21 protein-coding genes are annotated in these 17,269 nt (G+C 66.9%); 9 read left to right on the top strand and 12 right to left on the bottom strand.

Translation table 11 applies throughout. The annotated features are described in order from the left end of the window. Positions 1–100 precede the first annotated feature (100 nt). The gene (locus ACW176_RS13255; protein WP_492109448.1) at positions 101–1,129 is read right to left on the bottom strand and encodes a 2'-deoxycytidine 5'-triphosphate deaminase; all 1,029 of its coding nucleotides are present in this window, start codon (positions 1,127–1,129) and stop codon (positions 101–103) included. Positions 1,130–1,288: 159 nt separating this feature from the next. Between ACW176_RS13255 and metZ the strand changes: the two genes are divergently transcribed. Further along, positions 1,289–2,473 (top strand): O-succinylhomoserine sulfhydrylase, encoded by a 1,185-nt coding sequence (gene metZ, locus ACW176_RS13250; protein ID WP_419317419.1) that lies wholly within the window; start codon positions 1,289–1,291, stop codon positions 2,471–2,473. After that, positions 2,454–2,918, top strand: a complete 465-nt coding sequence (gene apaG, locus ACW176_RS13245) for a Co2+/Mg2+ efflux protein ApaG (protein ID WP_419317420.1) — start codon at positions 2,454–2,456, stop codon at positions 2,916–2,918. Before metZ ends, apaG begins: the two co-directional genes overlap by 20 nt. A 35-nt stretch (positions 2,919–2,953) precedes the next feature. On the opposite strand, the gene ACW176_RS13240 is transcribed toward apaG, so the two are convergent. From ACW176_RS13240 to ACW176_RS13225, 4 genes are all read right to left on the bottom strand, one after another. Continuing rightward, complete coding sequence (locus ACW176_RS13240; protein WP_492057589.1) at positions 2,954–3,862, bottom strand: Hsp33 family molecular chaperone; 909 nt, start codon at positions 3,860–3,862, stop codon at positions 2,954–2,956. A 223-nt stretch (positions 3,863–4,085) separates the two neighbouring features. Further along, a complete protein-coding gene (argF, locus tag ACW176_RS13235) occupies positions 4,086–5,021 on the bottom strand; it encodes an ornithine carbamoyltransferase (RefSeq protein WP_492109447.1) in 936 nt (311 codons plus the stop codon). Positions 5,022–5,083: 62 nt separating this feature from the next. Further along, positions 5,084–6,304: an aspartate aminotransferase family protein gene (locus ACW176_RS13230; protein WP_492109446.1), complete on the bottom strand. Its 1,221-nt coding sequence runs from the start codon at positions 6,302–6,304 to the stop codon at positions 5,084–5,086. 137 nt (positions 6,305–6,441) lie between these two features. Next, entirely contained in the window at positions 6,442–7,263 is an 822-nt protein-coding gene (locus ACW176_RS13225) for an ABC transporter permease (RefSeq protein ID WP_419317427.1), read from the bottom strand. Between the two features lie 237 nt (positions 7,264–7,500). Here ACW176_RS13225 and gcrA point away from each other — a divergent pair, with 237 nt between their 5' ends. From gcrA to ACW176_RS13200, 5 genes are all read left to right on the top strand, one after another. Next, complete coding sequence (gene gcrA, locus ACW176_RS13220) at positions 7,501–8,031, top strand: cell cycle sigma 70 cofactor GcrA (protein WP_419317428.1); 531 nt, start codon at positions 7,501–7,503, stop codon at positions 8,029–8,031. A 64-nt stretch (positions 8,032–8,095) separates the two neighbouring features. Continuing rightward, the gene (gene xseA, locus ACW176_RS13215; protein WP_492109445.1) at positions 8,096–9,613 is read left to right on the top strand and encodes an exodeoxyribonuclease VII large subunit; all 1,518 of its coding nucleotides are present in this window, start codon (positions 8,096–8,098) and stop codon (positions 9,611–9,613) included. Between the two features lie 27 nt (positions 9,614–9,640). Beyond that, the gene (locus tag ACW176_RS13210; RefSeq protein WP_492057592.1) at positions 9,641–9,862 is read left to right on the top strand and encodes a DUF2093 domain-containing protein; all 222 of its coding nucleotides are present in this window, start codon (positions 9,641–9,643) and stop codon (positions 9,860–9,862) included. Positions 9,863–9,954: 92 nt separating this feature from the next. Then, positions 9,955–10,695 carry a M23 family metallopeptidase gene (locus ACW176_RS13205; RefSeq protein WP_419317432.1) on the top strand — a complete coding sequence of 247 codons (741 nt, stop codon included), beginning with the start codon at positions 9,955–9,957 and terminating at the stop codon, positions 10,693–10,695. Between the two features lie 104 nt (positions 10,696–10,799). Further along, the gene (locus ACW176_RS13200) at positions 10,800–11,309 is read left to right on the top strand and encodes a response regulator (protein WP_419317433.1); all 510 of its coding nucleotides are present in this window, start codon (positions 10,800–10,802) and stop codon (positions 11,307–11,309) included. Here the strand turns inward: ACW176_RS13200 and ACW176_RS13195 are convergent. Next, positions 11,306–12,247, bottom strand: a complete 942-nt coding sequence (locus ACW176_RS13195; protein WP_492109444.1) for a lysophospholipid acyltransferase family protein — start codon at positions 12,245–12,247, stop codon at positions 11,306–11,308. The genes ACW176_RS13200 and ACW176_RS13195 overlap by 4 nt on opposite strands. A gap of 127 nt (positions 12,248–12,374) precedes the next feature. On the opposite strand from ACW176_RS13195, the gene ACW176_RS13190 reads away from it, so the two are divergent. After that, positions 12,375–12,758 (top strand): helix-turn-helix domain-containing protein, encoded by a 384-nt coding sequence (locus tag ACW176_RS13190; RefSeq protein ID WP_419255001.1) that lies wholly within the window; start codon positions 12,375–12,377, stop codon positions 12,756–12,758. A 41-nt stretch (positions 12,759–12,799) separates the two neighbouring features. After that, positions 12,800–13,636, top strand: a complete 837-nt coding sequence (gene hisN / locus ACW176_RS13185) for a histidinol-phosphatase (RefSeq protein WP_492109443.1) — start codon at positions 12,800–12,802, stop codon at positions 13,634–13,636. Here the strand turns inward: hisN and ACW176_RS13180 are convergent. From ACW176_RS13180 to ACW176_RS13155, 6 genes are all read right to left on the bottom strand, one after another. Continuing rightward, positions 13,617–14,597: an alpha/beta fold hydrolase gene (locus ACW176_RS13180; protein WP_492109442.1), complete on the bottom strand. Its 981-nt coding sequence runs from the start codon at positions 14,595–14,597 to the stop codon at positions 13,617–13,619. The two genes, hisN and ACW176_RS13180, sit on opposite strands and share 20 nt — an antisense overlap. Before the next feature lie 4 nt (positions 14,598–14,601). Beyond that, the gene (locus ACW176_RS13175) at positions 14,602–14,910 is read right to left on the bottom strand and encodes an SCP2 sterol-binding domain-containing protein (protein ID WP_062147236.1); all 309 of its coding nucleotides are present in this window, start codon (positions 14,908–14,910) and stop codon (positions 14,602–14,604) included. 92 nt (positions 14,911–15,002) lie between these two features. Continuing rightward, positions 15,003–15,206, bottom strand: coding sequence for a hypothetical protein (locus ACW176_RS13170; protein WP_492109441.1), 204 nt, complete (start codon positions 15,204–15,206; stop codon positions 15,003–15,005). Positions 15,207–15,218: 12 nt separating this feature from the next. Further along, positions 15,219–15,404, bottom strand: a complete 186-nt coding sequence (locus ACW176_RS13165; RefSeq protein WP_492109440.1) for a hypothetical protein — start codon at positions 15,402–15,404, stop codon at positions 15,219–15,221. Then, complete coding sequence (locus tag ACW176_RS13160; RefSeq protein WP_419317442.1) at positions 15,401–16,288, bottom strand: class I SAM-dependent methyltransferase; 888 nt, start codon at positions 16,286–16,288, stop codon at positions 15,401–15,403. Before ACW176_RS13160 ends, ACW176_RS13165 begins: the two co-directional genes overlap by 4 nt. A 55-nt stretch (positions 16,289–16,343) precedes the next feature. After that, on the bottom strand, positions 16,344–17,186 hold the full coding sequence (locus tag ACW176_RS13155; protein WP_492109439.1) for a class I SAM-dependent methyltransferase: 843 nt from the start codon (positions 17,184–17,186) through the stop codon (positions 16,344–16,346). Positions 17,187–17,269: the final 83 nt, after the last annotated feature.

Genomic DNA, 17,269 nt, shown 5'->3' with positions numbered 1-17,269 from the left:
CCCACCACATCTAGTGTGACGCCGTGCCGCGCGACAGGCGATGCGACACCGACTGCCTGAAAATCACTCTTTACCGGAGCGCCGAATCCGCTCCTCGCGGCTAGGTCCAGGCCTTGAAGTGCTTGGACAGTTTCAGCCCCTGGCGCTGGTAGTGTGACCCGCCCTCGCCGTACAGCCGTACGGGCCGCGAGGTCAGGGGCTCATAGACCAGCCGCGCCACCGTCTGGCCGTCCTCCAGCAGGAACGGGGTTTCGTGACTGCGCACTTCCAGCACGCCCTTGGAGCCGACAGCGCCGGCTTCCTCGGTGCCGAAGCCCGGATCGAAGAAGCCCGCATAGTGGACGCGAAACTCGCCCACCGACGGATCGATCGGCGTCATCTCGGCCGCCTCCATCACCGGGATCTCGATGTCGTCCTTGGAGGCCAGGATGTAGAACTCGCCCGGATCCAGCAGCAGCTCGCCGTGGCGGGTTTCCAGCGGCTCCCAGAAGTCGCGCGGGTCGTGGCCGTCCACGTGGTCCAGGTCGACGACGCCGGCGTGGCGACGTCCGCGGAAGCCGACAATACCGCCCATGCCGGGCGACAGGTCGACACCAACGCTGCGGATCGACAGCTTGGCCGGCTCGCCGCGCTTGAGGCGCAGCTGGTTGAGACGCGTGCCCGACCGCACCAGCACCGAGAAGGTCTGGGGCGCGATCTCCATATAGAGCGGCCCCTCATAGCCGGCGTCGACATCGTCAAAGGCGCGGCTGTGATTGGTCAGCAGGCGCACGAACACATCGACCCGCCCGGTCGAACTCTTGGGATTGCCGCGCGCCGAGATATTGGCCGGCAGGGCCAGGCTCTCCTGCAGCTCGGCGATATAGACGCAGCCCTTCTCCAGCACCGCCCCCTTGGTCAGGTCCAGCTCGTGCATCGCCACGTCTTTCAGACGCTCGGACACGCGCCGCCCCAGGCCCGGCAGGAACGAGGCGCGCACCCGCCAGGCGCGCGCGCCCAGGCGCAGGTCCAGGCTGGCGGGCTGCACCTGATCAACGTCAAACGGCGTCTGAGAGGTGATCGCCTCCTGGGCGATGAGGTCTTCGATGGTCTGGCAGGGCAGAATCCCTGCGGCGTGGGCGTCGGTCATTGGCGCGACAGTCGCTAAAGCTCGCCTGGAAGGCAAGGCTGGAGCGGCATCGGCTCGCCTAAGGCAATTCTGATGTTGAAATCAGGCCGCTCCGCCTTGACCGTGCGGGGCTCTGAACCCCTTATGCCGGCCTTTTCCGCGCCGAAGAAGGAACGCCCCGTGGCCGAGGACCCGAAGGACTGGGACATCGCGACCAAGCTGATCCGCGGGGGGCTGGCCCGGTCGCAGTATATGGAGACCGCCGAGGCGCTCTACCTGACCCAGGGCTTCACCTATGACAGCGCTGAGGGCGCCGACCGCCGCTTCTCCGGCGAAGACCCGGGCTTCGTCTATTCGCGGTTCAACAACCCGACCGTAAAGATGTTCGAGGACCGCCTGGCTCTGCTCGAAGGCGCCGAAGTCTGCCGCGCCCAGGCGACAGGCATGGCCTCGATCAACATGTCTCTGATGGGCCTGGTTCGCGCCGGCGACCACGTTGTCGCCGGTCGCGCCCTGTTCGGCTCGTGCCGCTGGCTGATCTCTGAGTGGCTGCCGCGCTTCGGCGTGGAAACCACCTTCGTCGACGCCACCGATCCCAAGGCCTGGGAAGCGGCCATGCGGCCCAATACCAAGGCCGTGCTGATCGAGACGCCATCGAACCCGGTGCTCGAGATCACCGACATCCGCGCCGTCTCCGAGATCGCCCACGCAGTCGGGGCCAAGGTCATTGTCGACAACGTCTTCGCCACCCCGATCTTCCAGCAACCGCTGAAGCTGGGCGCCGATATCGTGGTCTATTCGGCCACCAAGCACATCGACGGTCAGGGCCGCGTGCTGGGCGGCGCGATCCTGACCAGCGAGGCGATCAACGAGGAATTTTACCGCGACGCCCTGCGCCATACCGGCCCGTCGCTGTCGCCGTTCAACGCCTGGGTGCTGGTCAAGGGCCTGGAGACGCTGGACCTGCGCGTGCGGCGCCAGACCGAGACGGCTTTCGCCCTGGCCAATGTGATCGCCGAGCACAAGAAGACCCAGAAGGTGCTCTACCCCTTCCGTCACGACCACCCGGGCCACAACGTCGCCAAGTCGCAGATGACGGGCGGCGGCACCGTGGTGGCCCTGGACCTGGGCAGCCGAGAAGCCGCGTTCAAGTTCTTGAACGCGCTGGAGATTGTCGACATCTCCAACAATCTGGGCGACGCCAAGTCGATGGCCACCCACCCGCCGACCACCACCCACCGCTCGGTGCCCGAAGACCAACGTCCGTCCCTGGGCGTCACCGAAGGCGGCGTGCGCCTGTCGGTGGGTCTCGAAAGCCTTGCCGATCTGACGCGAGATGTGACCCGTGCGCTCGACCAGGCGTGAAACCTCCCCGCCGCTGCAGCGGATCCGCAAACGTCGCGGCGCCGATGGCGGCATCTACGAAGCCCGCACGCGCGACATCGTCGTGCGCGTGGCGCCCGTCTACCTGCCCGAGGAGTCCGCGCCCGAGGAAGGCCTCTATCTGTGGTCCTACACGGTGGAGATCGAAAACCACGGCGCCGAGACGGTGCATCTGGTCGCCCGCCGCTGGGCGATCACCGACGCGCTCAATCGCTGCAACGAGGTCGAGGGTTCTGGCGTGGTCGGCGAGCAGCCGGAACTGAAGGCCCGCGAGGCGTTCCGCTACGTCTCCAGCTGCCCCCTGCCGACCTCGTCGGGCGCCATGCGCGGCAGCTACCAGATGATGACCGAGGGCGGCGACGTGTTCGACGCCGAGATCCCCGAGTTCTCGCTGCACCTGCCGGGCGCCGCGCGGCGGTATAACTAGAGGAAAGTCCTCCCCTGAAGGGGGAGGGCCTGGCCCTAGCCCACCGTTTCCGGATCCACCGCATAGACCCGCGAGCAGTATTCGCACGTCACGTGGATCTTGCCGTCGGGCTCGACCATCTCGGCCTTTTCCGCCTCGGTGAACGACTGGATCACCACGGCGATACGGTCGTCGGTGCAGCGACAGAAGGAGCGCAGCGGCTTCTCCTCGATCAGACGCACGCCGTCCTCGTTGAACAGCCGCCACAGCAGGGTGGGCGAATCGATCGTCGGGTCGATCAGCTCATCCTCGCCGGTGGTTTCGAAGAAGGCCTGGGCGTGGTTCCAGGCTTCCTTCGTCTCGCCGCGCGTCTCGTCGCCGGCGATGGACTGGATCAGGATGCCACCGGCGCGCCACTTCAGACCCTCGCCGCTATCGGCCTGACCGACGGCCAGACGCACGCGGGTCGGGGTCTGTTCCGACTGCTGGAAATACTGCTCGGCGCACAGGGCCAGGGTCTCGCCCTCAATGGGCGTGACGCCCTGATAGCGGTCCATGTCGGGGCCCTGATCCAGGGTCATGATGAACACGCCGCCGCCCAGCAGGGTCTTGGCGCCCGGGCGCACGAACCCTTCCGAAGCCTTGGCCACCTCCTCGGCGTCGAACCGGCAATAGCCGCGCAGGCCGCCGCTGGTGTCGTAGTCGACCACCACATAGCGCACGGGGCCATCGCCCTGGGCCTGGACGATCAGCCGCCCCTCGAACTTCAGGCTGGAACCGACCAGGGCGGCCAGGGCGCAGGCCTCGCCCAGCAGGTTGGCGACGGGCTCTGGATAGTCATGACGGGTCAGCACCTCGTCGACGGCGGCGCCCAGGCGCACGAGGCGGCCGCGCACGGGCAGGCCTTCGATCTGGAAGGCGGACACGATGTCGTCGAGGGCGGGCATGGCGGTGGTGTCGGTCATGGGGCGGTTAGATAGGAGCTTCCAACGAAAATGCGAGCCCCTAGATGCGTGGTCGCCTGTCGGGACCGGACCCTATCCAATATGGGTACGCCAAGGGGTCAGGCCCATTGTCGGGAGTCGAGAGTCGGAGCACCCCATAGAGGTCGCCGCTTTTGCCCATACGCGGCGGCAAAGCTGGCCAGTGCTCAACCCCACCGGGCACTGGCCGGCGCCCCTCCCCGCCTTAGCCGATAGCGCCGAACGCCCAGGCCAGAACTGACTTCTGGGCGTGGATGCGGTTCTCGGCCTCGTCCCAGGCCAGGGAGCGCGGGCCATCCAGCACGGCGTCGGTGACTTCCTCGCCCCGGTGCGCCGGCAGGCAGTGCAGGAAAACACCATCGGGGGCCGACAGGTCCATCAGCGCCTCGTCGACCTGATAGGGCTCCAGCGCGGCAAGGCGCTCGTCGTGGTCGGTGTCGCCCATCGAGACCCAGGTGTCGGCCACGACCACGTCGGCGCCGCGCACGGCCTCCCTGGGATCGTCGGTCAGGCTCACCTGGCCTTGCAGGTCCTGGGCGCGCGCCAGATCGACCAGATCGGGGTGATAGACCGCCGGACAGGCGATCTTCAGCTTGAAGCCCAGCAGCGGCGCGGCGTGGATGAAGCTGGAGCAGACATTGTTGCCGTCGCCGACCCAGGCGATGGTCTTGCCGCCCACGTCGCCGCGATGCTCTTCGATGGTCAGCAGGTCGGCCATGATCTGGCACGGGTGGCTCTTGTCGGTCAGGCCATTGATCACCGGCACGGTCGAGACCTGGGCGAAGCGCTCGACATCGGCGTGGCTGTTGGCGCGGATCATCACCGCATCGACCATCCGCGACAGCACGCGGGCGGTGTCCTCGATGGTCTCGCCGCGCCCAAGCTGCATGTCGTTTGAGGTCGAGATGATCCCCGAGCCGCCCAACTGGCGGATCGCCGCGTCGAACGAGAAGCGGGTGCGGGTCGAGTTCTTCTGGAAGATCATCGCCAGAACGCGACCATCGGCGGGCGCGTCGGCATCGACCTTGCCCTGGCCCCAGCCCTTGCGGGCGGCCTTGCGGGCCTTGGCGTCCTCCAGCATCAGGCGCAGCGTGGCGCCGTCCAGCTTCCATAGATCGATGAAGTGCCGGGGGGTGGTCATATCGGCCAAATCCCAGAGCCCGCCCCGGCTGTCGCCGGAGCGGGTGATTTACAGTGTGAAGATCAGGCGGCCGCCAGTTTGACGCGCGCGGCTTCGCAGGCCTTTTCCAGCTTGGCGATCGCCTCGCTGGCTTCCTCGATGGTCAGGTTCAGCGGCGGCAGCAGGCGCACGCAGTTGTCGCCGCCCCCGGCCACCAGAAGCTTCTCGTCGCGGGCCAGGACCATGAACTCGCGGTTGTTCGGGATCAGCTTGATGCCGATCAGGAAGCCCTTGCCGCGGATGTCGACGATGACGTCCGGGAAGCGATCCTTCAGGCCGTTCAGCTGTTGAACGAAATAGCCGGCCACGGTCTTCACGTTGTCGAGGATCTCGGGCGTGTTGATCGTGTCGAAGGCCGCCTTGCCCACGGCCATGGCCAGAGGGTTGCCGCCGAAGGTCGAGCCGTGGACGCCCACGGTCATGCCCTTGGCCGCCTCGGTGGTGGCGAGGCACGCGCCGACCGGGAAGCCGCCGCCCAGGGCCTTGGCCACGGCCATGATGTGCGGCTCGCCGCCGGGGGCCCATTCGTAGGCGAACAGCTTGCCGGTCCGGCCCATGCCGCACTGCACTTCGTCATAGATCAGCAGGACGCCGTGCTCGTCGCACAGCGAACGCAGGCTGACCAGGCAGTGCTCGGGGATCGAACGTGCGCCGCCCTCGCCCTGTACGGGCTCGACGATGATCGCCGCCGTGGTCGGCAGGGCGATGGCGGCCTTCAGGGCGTCATGGTCGCCGAATTTCAGCTGGCCGTAGCCCGGCAGGCGCGGGCCAAAGCCCTCGACATAGCTGGGATTGCCCGAGGCGTTGACCGCCGCATAGGAGCGGCCGTGGAACGAGCCGTCGAAGCCAAAGATCTCGGTGCGCTCGGGCTGGCCATTGGCGGTGTGGTACTTGCGGGCCGTCTTCAGCGCGCACTCGATCGCCTCGGTGCCCGAGTTGGTGAAGAACACCACGTCGGCGAAGCTGTGAGCGCACAGCTTGTCAGCCAGCTCTTCCTGCTCGGGGATGCGGTAGATGTTGGAGACGTGCCAGAGCTTGTCGGCCTGGGTCTTCAGCGCCTCGACCAGAACGGGGTGGGCGTGGCCCAGACCGTCGGTGGCGATGCCCGCCACGCAGTCCAGATACACATCGCCGTCGGTCGAGAACAGGCGCGCGCCTTGGCCTCGCTCAAACGCCAACGGGGCGCGGTTGTAGACGCCCATGATGTGCTGCTGCGAAGACTTCGAAGACGTAGGGCTGGTCAAGACCGCCTCCCAAAAAGGAAACAAGCCCCCGCGCTATTCGCACGGGGACCGGAAGGCCGCAGGTTGTCGCCGTGGAACGGCGCTCTGTCAATGAAAGTGCTGTGAAATTGCGCGCTGGCAGCCCTGGGATCACGCCATCAGGTCTTGAGGCGATACCCGGTGCGGAACAGATGCCAGCACCACAGGAACAGCGCCACCGTCAGCACCGCCGTGGTCACCACGCCGATCAGGATCGAGCCGTCCGCGTGGCCGATGAAGCCGTAGCGGAAGCCGTCGATCAGATAGAAGAACGGGTTGTAGTGGCTGGCCGTCCGGAACGGCTCGGGCAGCTTGTCGACCAGATAGAAGGTTCCCGACAGAAAGGTCATCGGCATGATCAGGAAGTTGGTCACGGCCGACAGCTGGTCGAACTTCTCGGCCCACAGGCCCGCCAGGATTCCGGCCAGTCCCAGGATCAGCGAGGCGCCGATCCCGAAATAGAAGATCGGCCAGATGTGGGCCACGCCCAGGCCCGCGCCCGGCAGCAGGCCGATGACAATGGCCGTCACCGCCCCGACCACCACGCCACGCGTCGCCGCGCCCAGGGCGAAGGCCGAGACCTGCTCCAGCGGCGACAGCGGCGGGGTCAGGAAGTCCGGCGTCAGACCCATCATCTTGGCCTGGATCAGCGACGAGGACGAATTGGCGAAGGCGTTGTTGAGGATGGCCATCATGATCAGGCCGGGAGCCACGAAATGGCCAAAGCTCACCCCGTCCACCGCCTGGCGCGCGGGGCCGACGGCGACCACAAAGACCAGCATGTAGAGCAAGGTGGTGACCACCGGAGCGGCCACGGTCTGGGTGCCCACCTTCCAGAAGCGGCGGATCTCGCGCTGGTACAGGGTGAAGAACCCGCTCCAGTTCCAGCCGTGATAATCGCGCGGCTGCGGCGGAACGACGCTGTCTGCCATGTCTCTCATGAACCCGAGTCCCAAAATTCCCTTACGCATGTGCGCTTTGAGCCCTCAGGGCGCAAGTCGCACCCTTTCCGAATCAATATCTAGTTTCTGTGGACAGACCACTTGGCGCCCATTGTGTGGTTTAACGTTTTCTTTACGATATATGGTAGGACGACCGCCGGCGGGGTGGTCAAAACACCAGATATAGGGCCCAAGGCTTGGGGAAGCCTCGGACCCTATCAATGGCGGGAGACGGGCATGAGCTGGACCGACGATCGGGTCACGACCTTGAAGAAACTCTGGCTGGACGGGCTTTCGGCCAGTCAGATCGCCAAGCAACTGGGCGGCGTTACGCGCAACGCCGTCATCGGCAAGGTCCACCGCCTCGGCCTGTCGGGCCGTGCGGCCCCCTCGCAACCGGCGCGTCCGGCCTTCAAGGCCCCGCGTCCAGCCCGGCCCGCCGCGCAGACCATGCCGTCTGCGCCGCGCCGGGTGGTCACGCCCGAGCACACGCCGACGCAAGCCATCGTGTCGTCCGGCGTCGCCCCACCGACCCTGCCCGTCTATCGCGACGAGCAGCCCGGCTCGGCCACCGTGCTGACCCTGGGCGCCCACATGTGCAAGTGGCCAATCGGCGACCCGTCGTCGGACGGCTTCACCTTCTGCGGCCGTCGCTCGTCGGAAGGCCCCTACTGCGGCGAACACGCCCGGGTGGCCTACCAGCCGCAACAATCCAAGAAGAAGGCCGGCCCCACCGAGCTGGCCCGCTCGCTGCGCCGCTACATCTAACCCATAAGAACAAGTCTCTCATGCGGCCCTCCCCGTTCGTCGGGGAGGGCCTTATGCTGTGCGCATGACCGACGTCGCCGCTCCTGATTCCAATGCGCCCGCCTATTCCGTTTCGGAACTGGCCTTTGCGCTGAAGCGCACGCTGGAAACCAGCTATGCCCACGTGCGGCTGCGCGGCGAGCTGTCGAAGGTCACCCATCACGGCAACGGCCACGTCTATCTGACCATCAAGGACGACAAGTCCGCGATCGACGGCGTCGTCTGGAAAGGCTCGGTGCGCGGTCTCGGCGTGCGGCCCGAGCACGGCCTGGAAGTCATCGTCACCGGCAAGATCACCACCTATCCGGCCGGATCCCGCTACCAGATCGTCATCGAGAGCATGGAGGCCGCCGGGGTCGGCGCGCTGCTGGCCCAGTTGGAGCGCCTGAAGGCCAAGCTGCACGGCGAGGGCCTGTGCGAGGCAAGCCGCAAACGCCCCCTGCCCTCGATGCCCGCCGTGGTCGGCGTGATCACCAGCCCGACCGGCGCGGTGATCCGCGACATCCTGCATCGTATCCGCGACCGCTGGCCGTGCCACGTGCTGGTCTGGCCGGTGGTGGTGCAGGGCGATCAGGCCGCCGCCCAGGTGGCCGGGGCCATTCGCGGCTTCAACGCCATCACGCCGGGCGGACGGGTCCCCCGCCCCGACATCATCATCGTTGCCCGCGGCGGCGGCTCGGTCGAAGACCTCTGGGCCTTCAACGACGAGACCCTGGCTCGCACCGTGGCGGCCAGCGACATTCCCCTGATCTCGGCGGTCGGCCACGAGACCGACACCACCCTGATCGACTTCGTCTCCGACCGTCGCGCGCCCACACCCACAGCCGCTGCCGAGATCGCCACGCCGGTGCTGGGCGAGCTTCGCGCCCTGGTCTCCGACTATGACCGCCGCCTCAACCGCAGCGGCGCGCGACTGATCGAGGATCGTCGCACCCGCCTGGTCGGGGCCGCGCGCGGCCTGCCCCGCCCCGCCGACCTGCTGGCCCTGGCGCAGCAGCGCTTCGATATCGCCGCAGGCCGCCTCGACGCGGCCCTGGGCCGCAACACCGCTGTCCATGCGCAGGCCCTGCTGCGGATCACTGCTCGTTTGTCGCCGCAGGCCCTTGGCCGTCAGCGTCAGGTCAAGGCCGACCGCCTGAGCGACCTGTCGCGCCGCATGGATCTGGCCGCCCATCGCGCGCCCGAGCGCATCGCCCAGAACGCCCGCCTGCCCGCCCTGTGGAGCCGCCTCAACGACGCCGGCAAGCGCCGCCTGCAGCGCGACGCCGACCGGCTGACCAATCTGGAAAAGCTGCGCCAGTCGCTTAATCCCGAACGGCCGCTGGAGCTGGGTTTCGCCCTGGTGCGCAAGGCCGACGGCGCCCTGGCGCGCTCGGCCAGCGACCTTTTGGCCGGCGAGCGGGTCAATCTGAAGTTCAAGACCGGCGACCGCGACGCGGTGATCGACGGCGACGGCGTAGTGCATGCTGCGCCGCCACCCGCCCTGAAACCGGCGCGTCCAAAGCCGACTACACCAAAACCTGATCAGGGCGATCTGTTCTGAGGCCACTCTCTCGCGTAGAACACTCTCATGAACGCTTATGATCGCGACCTTGGAAAATCCGACGGCCTGGCCGTGCTGCACTATGGCGACGGCGAATTCGCCGTCATGACGCCAGGCCGTTTCGTGCTGTGCGCCGTCACCGGCGCCAAGGTCCCGCTGGACGCCCTGCGCTACTGGAGCCCCGAGCTGCAGGAAGCCTATGCCAGTCCCGCCGAGGCGCTGAAGCGCTGGCAAGAGAAGATCGCCTGAACCGTCGCGCGCTTCTGGCCGGCCTCGCCGTCAGCGGAGTGGCTCATACGGCCTGGGCCTCGGCGCCCGGACTGACTCTATCGGGCAAGTTCGTGCAGGGTGGTTATGCCATCGGCCGCACCGCGCCCCTTGCTACCCTCGATATTGATGGCGAGATCGTCGGCCTGGCCTCGGCAGCGGGCTGGTTCGTGGTCGGCTTTGACCGCGACGCCCCGCCGGTCGTGACCATCACCGTCACCACCGCCGACGGCTCGGCCAGCCACGAGGCGGTCATCGCCCCGGGCGCCTTCAACATCCAGAGCATCGACGGCCTGCCCGCCGATCAGGTCGCCCCCGTCGACCCCATCCTGCTGGCCCGCATCGCCGCCGAAGGCGAGCGCAAGGCCGTGGGCTTCAACAGCGTCGCGGACCTCGACGCCTTCAGGTCCGGCTTCATCCTGCCTGTAGAGGGCGCGAGACGCTCGGCGCGTTTCGGAGGCCAACGTATACTCAATGGCGAGCCCCGGCGTCCCCATTTTGGGGTTGACCTGGCGGCGCCGGTGGGAACGGCCGTGCGCGCGCCAGCCGGCGGACAGGTCGTTTTCGCCGAGACCGGACTGCATTTCGAAGGCGGCCTGATCCTGATCGATCATGGCCAGGGCCTGATCACCGCCTATCTCCACCTGTCCAAAGTCGTTGTTATGGCTGGAGATTTCGTCGAACAGGGCCAGATGATCGGCGCTGTCGGCAAGGAAGGGCGCGCCACGGGCCCGCACCTGTGCTGGCGTATGAAATGGCGGGGCCGCAACCTCGATCCATCCCTGATGGTCGGCGCCAACGCCTCTCGCTCGTAGCGCGAAAATAAACCATCCATTAGCCCTGATCTCACTATCCAGAAGCAGGTCCATGTGGTTACTCGCGCCTCGAGTTCCCGGTCTGACAAGGAGACGGCCACCGCATGTCGGCGGAGTATGCCAATCTGCGTTTTCTGCTGGTGGACGATAACCACCACATGCGGGCGATTGTCGGCGCTATCCTGCATGGCGTGGGCGTAAGGCACATTCGCGAAGCCACGGACGGCGCGGAAGCCCTGCAGGCCCTGCGTGAGGGCCTGGTCGATATCGCCATCGTCGATTTCAAGATGTCGCCGCTGGACGGCGTGCAGTTCACCCAGCTGGTCCGCAACTCGCCAGACAGCGTCGACCCGTTCCTGCCGATTATCATGCTGACGGGCTTTGCCGAGCGCCACCGGGTGTTCGAGGCGCGCGACGCCGGGGTGACCGAGATCGTGGTCAAGCCGGTGACGGCGCGCTCGCTCCTGGACCGCATCAACATCGTGATCTACCGGCCCAGGCCGTTCATCCGCTCGGGCGACTATTTCGGCCCCTGCCGCCGCCGCCGCGAAGAGCCCAACTATGCGGGCCCCTTCCGTCGGCAAGGCGAACGTCAGGACGCGCTGGAAATCTAGTCCTGGCGGACTTCGGCTTCCCCGGCGGCCAGCGCGGCATAGACCTCGTTTGGCCAGCGCCGATGGACCCAGAACCATTCCGCCGGGCGCTCGCGGATACGCTCTTCCATAAAGCTGTTGATCAGACGCACGCCCGCCTCGATGTCGGCCGTGCGGTCGCCCGTCGAGGGCACGACGATGGGATCGTGGACCACCGCCCGAAACCGCGCGCCCTTGATCCGCTGAACCGACATCGGCTGCAGCACCGTGCCAAAGCGGATCGCCAGCCGGGTCGGCCCCGGCGCGGTGCGCGCGTCGTGACCGAAGAACGGGGCGGCCACGCCATTGTTGAACTTCTGATCGTTCATCAAGGCGACCGAACGACCTTCCTTCATCCCTTCCAGCAACTCCCGGGCGCCGTCGCCGCCCTTGGGCGCGAACAGGCGCACGCCATAGCGAAAGCGGCTGTCCTTGATGCGCTTGTCCACATAAGGATTGTTGGCCGCGCGATAGGTCATCTCGCAGGTCACGCCGGAATCGACGATGGCGGCCGGCATCACCTCCCAGTTCGACAGGTGGCCTGACACGAACACGACCGGGATCTTCTTCTCGGCGATCTCGGCCAGACGCTCCTTGTTGACAACCTCGACCCGCCCGGTGGACGGCAGGATCCTGTCCATCAGCGGGAATTCGGCGAACGACCGGCCCAGCCCGTCCCATTGCGCGACCAGGGTCTGCGCGCGCCAGGCCTCGTTCTTTTCCGGGAACGCCAGCTTCAGATTGCGCTCGGCGACCTTGTGCGCTCCGCTGAGCGGGCCAAAGGTGCGGCCGATCCAGCCGCCGAAATTCGACGCCGCGTCAACGCCCATAAGGCGAAACAGGGCGATGAAGAGGTCAAAGCCCAGCGCCTCAGCGCGCCAGAGCAGATCCTGGGCCCAAGGCCGACGCTTATCCGACATGCGTTCTTAGTAGGCTGGCTTGCACGCTGCGCGCAACGTCACTTCGCCCGGCACGCGACTTGCGGCTGCCAGAGCGGACCGTTCCGTTTCGGGACGCTCGATTGATAGCAGGGGGGCTTGGCTTTCCATGGGTAACGACATCGACGTTCATCTTGGTAAGCGACTGCGCCGACGCCGACGCCTTCTGGGTCTGACCCAGCAGCAACTGGCCGGCACGGTGGGTGTGCGATTCCAACAGATCCAAAAGTACGAGTGTGGCGCCAACCGCATCTCGGCCGCTCGCCTCTGGCAGCTGTCCGAGGCGCTGGAAGTGCCGGTTGGCTATTTCTATGACGGCCTCTCCGACCAGGTTCGTCGCGAAGCCGCCGGCGAAGCCGAGGGCGGCGAGATGTTCGCACGCAAGGAGACGCTGGATCTGATCCGCGCCTACTACCTGCTGGGCGAGCGTCCGCGTCGTCGTCTTCTGGATCTGGCCAAGTCGCTGAACGGCGGCGAACACGCCGACGCGTAGTTCCTGTAGCGTACGTGCGGCGGGGGCGTTAAACCCCGCCCATGACGCTTTCCGCTAGCCAGTTCAAGGCGCTCGACGCCTTCATCATCGATCTCAACCGGGCTTCCGCCGGGGTGATCCTGCCGCTGTTTCGGGCGGATCATGGGCTCGAGGACAAGGGCGCCGGCAAGAACCTGCCGCGTGAAAGCCACGCCGCCTTCGATCCGGTTACGGAGGCCGATCGCGGGGCCGAAGCCGCCATCCGCGCCCTGATCTCGGAGCGTTTTCCCGAGCATGGCGTGATTGGTGAGGAATATGGCGAGGACCGGCCCGACGCCGAGTTCGTCTGGGTGCTCGACCCCATCGACGGCACGCGCGCCTTCATCGCCGGCCTGCCGATGTGGACTACCCTGATCGGCTTGCGCCACCAGGGCCGCCCCGTGCTGGGCTCCATCGGCCAACCCTATATGGACGAGATTTTCATCGGCCACGCCGGCGGCTCACGCCTGATCTCGCGCGGCCAGAGCACGCCGATCAAGGTCCGCGCGTGCGCGGACCTGACCGACGCCGTCATCTCCACCACCGATCCCGACGCCTGTTTCGACGGCGCTGAACGCGCGGCCTGGCTGCAGGTGCGCGCCGCCGCCAAGCTGGCCCGCCTGGGCTGCGACGCCTATGCCTACGCCATGGTCGCCATGGGCAAGATGGACATGGTCATCGAGGCCGGCCTGAAATCCTGGGACATCGAAGCCGCCATCCCCGTGATCGAAGGCGCCGGCGGCATGGTCACCGACTGGCGTGGCGAACCGATCGGGCAGCATGGCGGCCAGATGGTGATCTCGGGCGACCGGCGGCCGCTGGACGAGGCGCTGGTGTCGCTCAGGCGGTCGGCGAAGTAGGCGCGACGGCATCCACCGTCTCGTCGAACGCCGCCCAGAACTGCGCCCGGAGCGCGTCGACCTCGATCAGAATCTCGTGGAAGGCGCCCTCCACCTCCAGATAGCGCCCCTGTGGAATGCGCCGAGCGATCGATCTGAGGTCGGCGTTCAGCACGCGGGTGTCTTCACCCGCTCCGACGATGGTCACAGGGATCGAGATCGCCTCGACGCTCGGCGAGCGGCGCAGCCAGGCGCAGGCGGAAAAGGCGAAGTCCACCCAGCCCCAGGTCGCGCCACCCAGGGCGATGTCGCGGTTGGCCAGGAGTTGGGACCGATAGCGCGCGTATCGCGCCTCGTCATGGGTCAGCGCGTCGGTGGCGAAGGTGTCGGCGAACGGGTCGCTGATTTCCCCGGGGGTGTAGTCGCCGGCGAACCCGGCGCGGGCCATGATCCAGGCCAGAGCCCGCGAGGCGCGGGGCGGCCGGCGGCCGGTATCGAGACCCAGCATCGGGGCCGACAGCACACAGGCCGAAAAGCGGGCCTCGCCCCGGGCCAGGGCCAGGGTCGTCAGGCAGCCCCCCATCGAGTGTCCCACGGCGATCCACGGCTTGGGCAGGCGGTCTTCGAAGGTGTCGAGCAGCGCCGTATAGTCGCTCAGAAACGTCTTGAAGCCCTGGGCGTGGCCCTTGAGCCGGTCAGGCAAGGCGCGGGCTGACAGCCCCTGCCCTCGCCAGTCGTGGACCAGCACCGCGAAGCCGCGGTCCAGCAGGTCCTGCACGACCTCGTAGTATTTCTCGATCGGTTCGGTTCGGCCCGGGCTGACAATCACCGAGCCGCGCGGCCCTTCAGTCGAGGATTGGCCTGGCGGTGAAAAGCAAGCGGCGCGGAGGGTCGCCCCTTCCGCGCCGACAAACCATTCAGCCGTTCCATGATCCGGAACCAGCGCCTCGGGAATCGATACCAAGGGCGCCTGTTCCGTCATGGGATCAGCGCATCTTCGAGAACAGAGCCGCCATGCTCGACTGCAGCGCCATGGCCACGCCCATGTCCGACAGCTTCAGCTTGCCGGTCATCACCGCCATGGTGGGGTCCAGCGAGCCGGCGCCGATGGCCAGCAGGTCGTCCATGCTCAGGGTCATGGTCAGGTCGGCGGGCTTGTCTTCGTTGGTGACCGAACCACCGTCGATGTGAACGACGCCGGCGTCCTTCAGGTCGAACTTGAGGCTCTTGCCCAGTCCGCTGTCGTCGCCCACGGCGCCTTTGATACGGTCGGTGATTTCTTGCAGCGTGGCCATGAGCGCGATCTCCCTGTGTGTTCGCGTGTTGAGTGGGCGGAAGCTAGACCGAGCGACGACGGCAAGTAAACACCGTTCAGACCCGGTCTGGTTTATTTCTTCCGGTCGTAGAACCCGACCATAGTCGGGGTTTTTGTCAACTTTACCCTTACGGCGCCCTTGAAAGCTTCCGGACGGAAACAGGGCGTTTCCTTGATCTGGGGCAGCGGCAAGGTGCGGCCATCGGCCAGGATGGCGACCCCGCCTGCGGCCTTGACCAAGGAGATCCCGGTCATCTTGGGCAGCAGCATGCCCATCGGGCCCGCAGCCTAGCCGATCACCATATTGCCCTCGGCCACCGTGGCCGTCAGCTCGCGCGGGTCGTACTCGGTCGCAGAGTTCAACTGCGTCGCGAACTTGAGCGTTGTGCCGACCTTCGCGTCCTCGGCCAGGGCGGGCGTAGCGATCACGGCCAGCAGGGCCGCCGCGAGGAGGCGCGCCTTCAAGGCGCTCATTTTGGCTTCACAAACTTGAGGGTCATGCGGTCACTCTCGCCGATCGCATCGTACTTGGCGTGGCCGAAGCCCGGCTCGGCCGGCTCGCCGCGTGGGGCCGAAAGGCGGGTCGGGGGCAGTGTCCAGACGCCGAAGGGGTGATCCTTGGTGTCCTTGGGATTGGCGTTGATTTCGCTGGAGCCCGCCGGGATGAAACCGGCCTCCTGGGCCATCTGAACGACATAGGCTTCCTGCACATAGCCATCGGCCGCCAACACGTCCTGGATGCGGCCGGCCTCGCCGCGATGCTCCTCGACGCCGAGGATCCCGCCGGGCTTAAGCGCCGCCAGGGCATCCCTGAACGCCTTCTCGGCGATACCCGCCGCCATCCAGTTGTGGATATTGCGGAGGAACAGCACCAGATCGGCCGAGCCGGCCGGGGCGACCGGTCCGCTGGTTGGGCCAAACGCCGTGACCTCCACGTCGCCATAGAGCCTGGACTTCTCCGATAGCTTGCGCCGATAGGCCTCGACCACCTCGGCGGCGGCAGGGTCGCTGGCGTCGGCCTGCAGGGTCGGGGCGTAGAGCTTGCCCTTGGTCGACGCCAGGAACGGGGCCAGGATTTCGGTGTACCACCCTGCCCCCGGCCAGAATTCGACGACCGTCTGTCCCGGCTTCAGCTCCCAGAACTTCAGGCTCTCGACAGGGTGGCGCCACATGTCGCGAGCGCGGTCGGCCGACGAGCGCCAGTCGCCGCCGACCGCAGTCTCGATAGTCTGGCTTGCGGCCTTGGCGGGAGCCTTGGGCGCATCGTCAGCCGTCTTGCGTCCGCAGCCGACAAGGCCTGTCGCCACCCCACCGACGATCAGGCCCCGCCTGGACCAGGAAATATCCGGAAGCATCATCCCCCCTTACGAACGCCGCCAGACTATTTCGCGACCTTGGCCAAAAGGCGCCGGATCACGAAGGCTTGCGGAAGCGCAGGGTCATCCGGTCGCTCTCGCCGATCGCGTCGTATTTGGCGCGGTCGAAGGTAGGGTCGGCGGGCTGACCGCCGGGCGCGGTGCGCTTGACCGGCGGCAGGGTCCAGACGCCGAAGGGGTGGTCCTTGGTGTCCTTGGGATTGGCGTTGATCTCGGACTTGGCGTCCAGCTTGAAGCCCGCCTTCTCGGCCAGGGCGACCACGGTGGCCGTCGACAGATAGCCATCGGCGCCAGCGCTGGTCTCTGACTTCGGATCGGCCCGGTGCTCCTCGACCGCAAGGATCCCGCCCGGCTTGAGCACGGCGAAGAAGTCGGCGAACACCTTGTCGGCGACGCCAGGTTGCACCGTCCAGTTGTGGACATTGCGCGCTGTCAGGACGAGGTCGGCCGAGCCGGCCGAGCCCAGAGGGGCTGATACGGCGCCAAAATTGGCGTAGCCAACCTTGCCGTAGCGGGCTTCATCAGCAAAGCGCGCCTCGAAGGCCTCGCGACCCTTGCGGGCGCCGTCCGAGAGCTTGGGGTTGGCCAGGTCGGCGACACCCGCGATGTAGCTTCCGCCCGTGGCCTTGGCGTAAGGGGCCAGGATCTCGGTCCAATAGCCGTTGCCTGGAGAGACCTCGATCACGGTCTGCTTGGGCTTCACGCCCCAGAACGACAGGCTCTCATAGGGGTGGCGGGCGCCGTCGCGCGCCACATCAGCGGCGGAACGGTGTGGGGCGGCAACGGCGGCCTTGAGCGCCGCATCTGCGGCGAAGGCTGCGGGAGCGGCGGCCAGGCAAAGCGTGGCGGCCAGCATCAGGACATGGCGACGGTGGGTCATGTTCGGGTCTCTTCCGCGTCAGGAGCGGCGACCTTAGCCGGGGTCGGGCGCGGATCAAGCCTTTACCGACCAAGGTTCCATTC

Source organism: Caulobacter sp. FV1ye13L, from assembly GCF_058681155.1.
The sequence above is the reverse complement of the archived record's forward strand: the minus strand, read 5'-3'. Positions and strand labels throughout refer to the sequence as shown.

Excerpts from the sequence above, each read along its gene's own strand:
- ACW176_RS13195 (WP_492109444.1), bottom strand. The coding sequence starts at position 12,247 with ATGTCGGATAAGCGTCGGCCTTGGGCCCAGGATCTGCTCTGGCGCGCT.
- ACW176_RS13175 (WP_062147236.1), bottom strand. The coding sequence starts at position 14,910 with ATGGCCACGCTGCAAGAAATCACCGACCGTATCAAAGGCGCCGTGGGC.
- ACW176_RS13170 (WP_492109441.1), bottom strand. The coding sequence starts at position 15,206 with ATGGGCATGCTGCTGCCCAAGATGACCGGGATCTCCTTGGTCAAGGCC.
- xseA (WP_492109445.1), top strand. The coding sequence starts at position 8,096 with ATGACCGACGTCGCCGCTCCTGATTCCAATGCGCCCGCCTATTCCGTT.
- ACW176_RS13180 (WP_492109442.1), bottom strand. The coding sequence starts at position 14,597 with ATGACGGAACAGGCGCCCTTGGTATCGATTCCCGAGGCGCTGGTTCCG.
- ACW176_RS13240 (WP_492057589.1), bottom strand. The coding sequence starts at position 3,862 with ATGACCGACACCACCGCCATGCCCGCCCTCGACGACATCGTGTCCGCC.
- gcrA (WP_419317428.1), top strand. The coding sequence starts at position 7,501 with ATGAGCTGGACCGACGATCGGGTCACGACCTTGAAGAAACTCTGGCTG.
- ACW176_RS13165 (WP_492109440.1), bottom strand. The coding sequence starts at position 15,404 with ATGAGCGCCTTGAAGGCGCGCCTCCTCGCGGCGGCCCTGCTGGCCGTG.
- ACW176_RS13155 (WP_492109439.1), bottom strand. The coding sequence starts at position 17,186 with ATGACCCACCGTCGCCATGTCCTGATGCTGGCCGCCACGCTTTGCCTG.
- ACW176_RS13200 (WP_419317433.1), top strand. The coding sequence starts at position 10,800 with ATGTCGGCGGAGTATGCCAATCTGCGTTTTCTGCTGGTGGACGATAAC.
- ACW176_RS13225 (WP_419317427.1), bottom strand. The coding sequence starts at position 7,263 with ATGAGAGACATGGCAGACAGCGTCGTTCCGCCGCAGCCGCGCGATTAT.
- ACW176_RS13190 (WP_419255001.1), top strand. The coding sequence starts at position 12,375 with ATGGGTAACGACATCGACGTTCATCTTGGTAAGCGACTGCGCCGACGC.
- ACW176_RS13210 (WP_492057592.1), top strand. The coding sequence starts at position 9,641 with ATGAACGCTTATGATCGCGACCTTGGAAAATCCGACGGCCTGGCCGTG.
- ACW176_RS13160 (WP_419317442.1), bottom strand. The coding sequence starts at position 16,288 with ATGATGCTTCCGGATATTTCCTGGTCCAGGCGGGGCCTGATCGTCGGT.
- hisN (WP_492109443.1), top strand. The coding sequence starts at position 12,800 with ATGACGCTTTCCGCTAGCCAGTTCAAGGCGCTCGACGCCTTCATCATC.
- ACW176_RS13255 (WP_492109448.1), bottom strand. The coding sequence starts at position 1,129 with ATGACCGACGCCCACGCCGCAGGGATTCTGCCCTGCCAGACCATCGAA.
- argF (WP_492109447.1), bottom strand. The coding sequence starts at position 5,021 with ATGACCACCCCCCGGCACTTCATCGATCTATGGAAGCTGGACGGCGCC.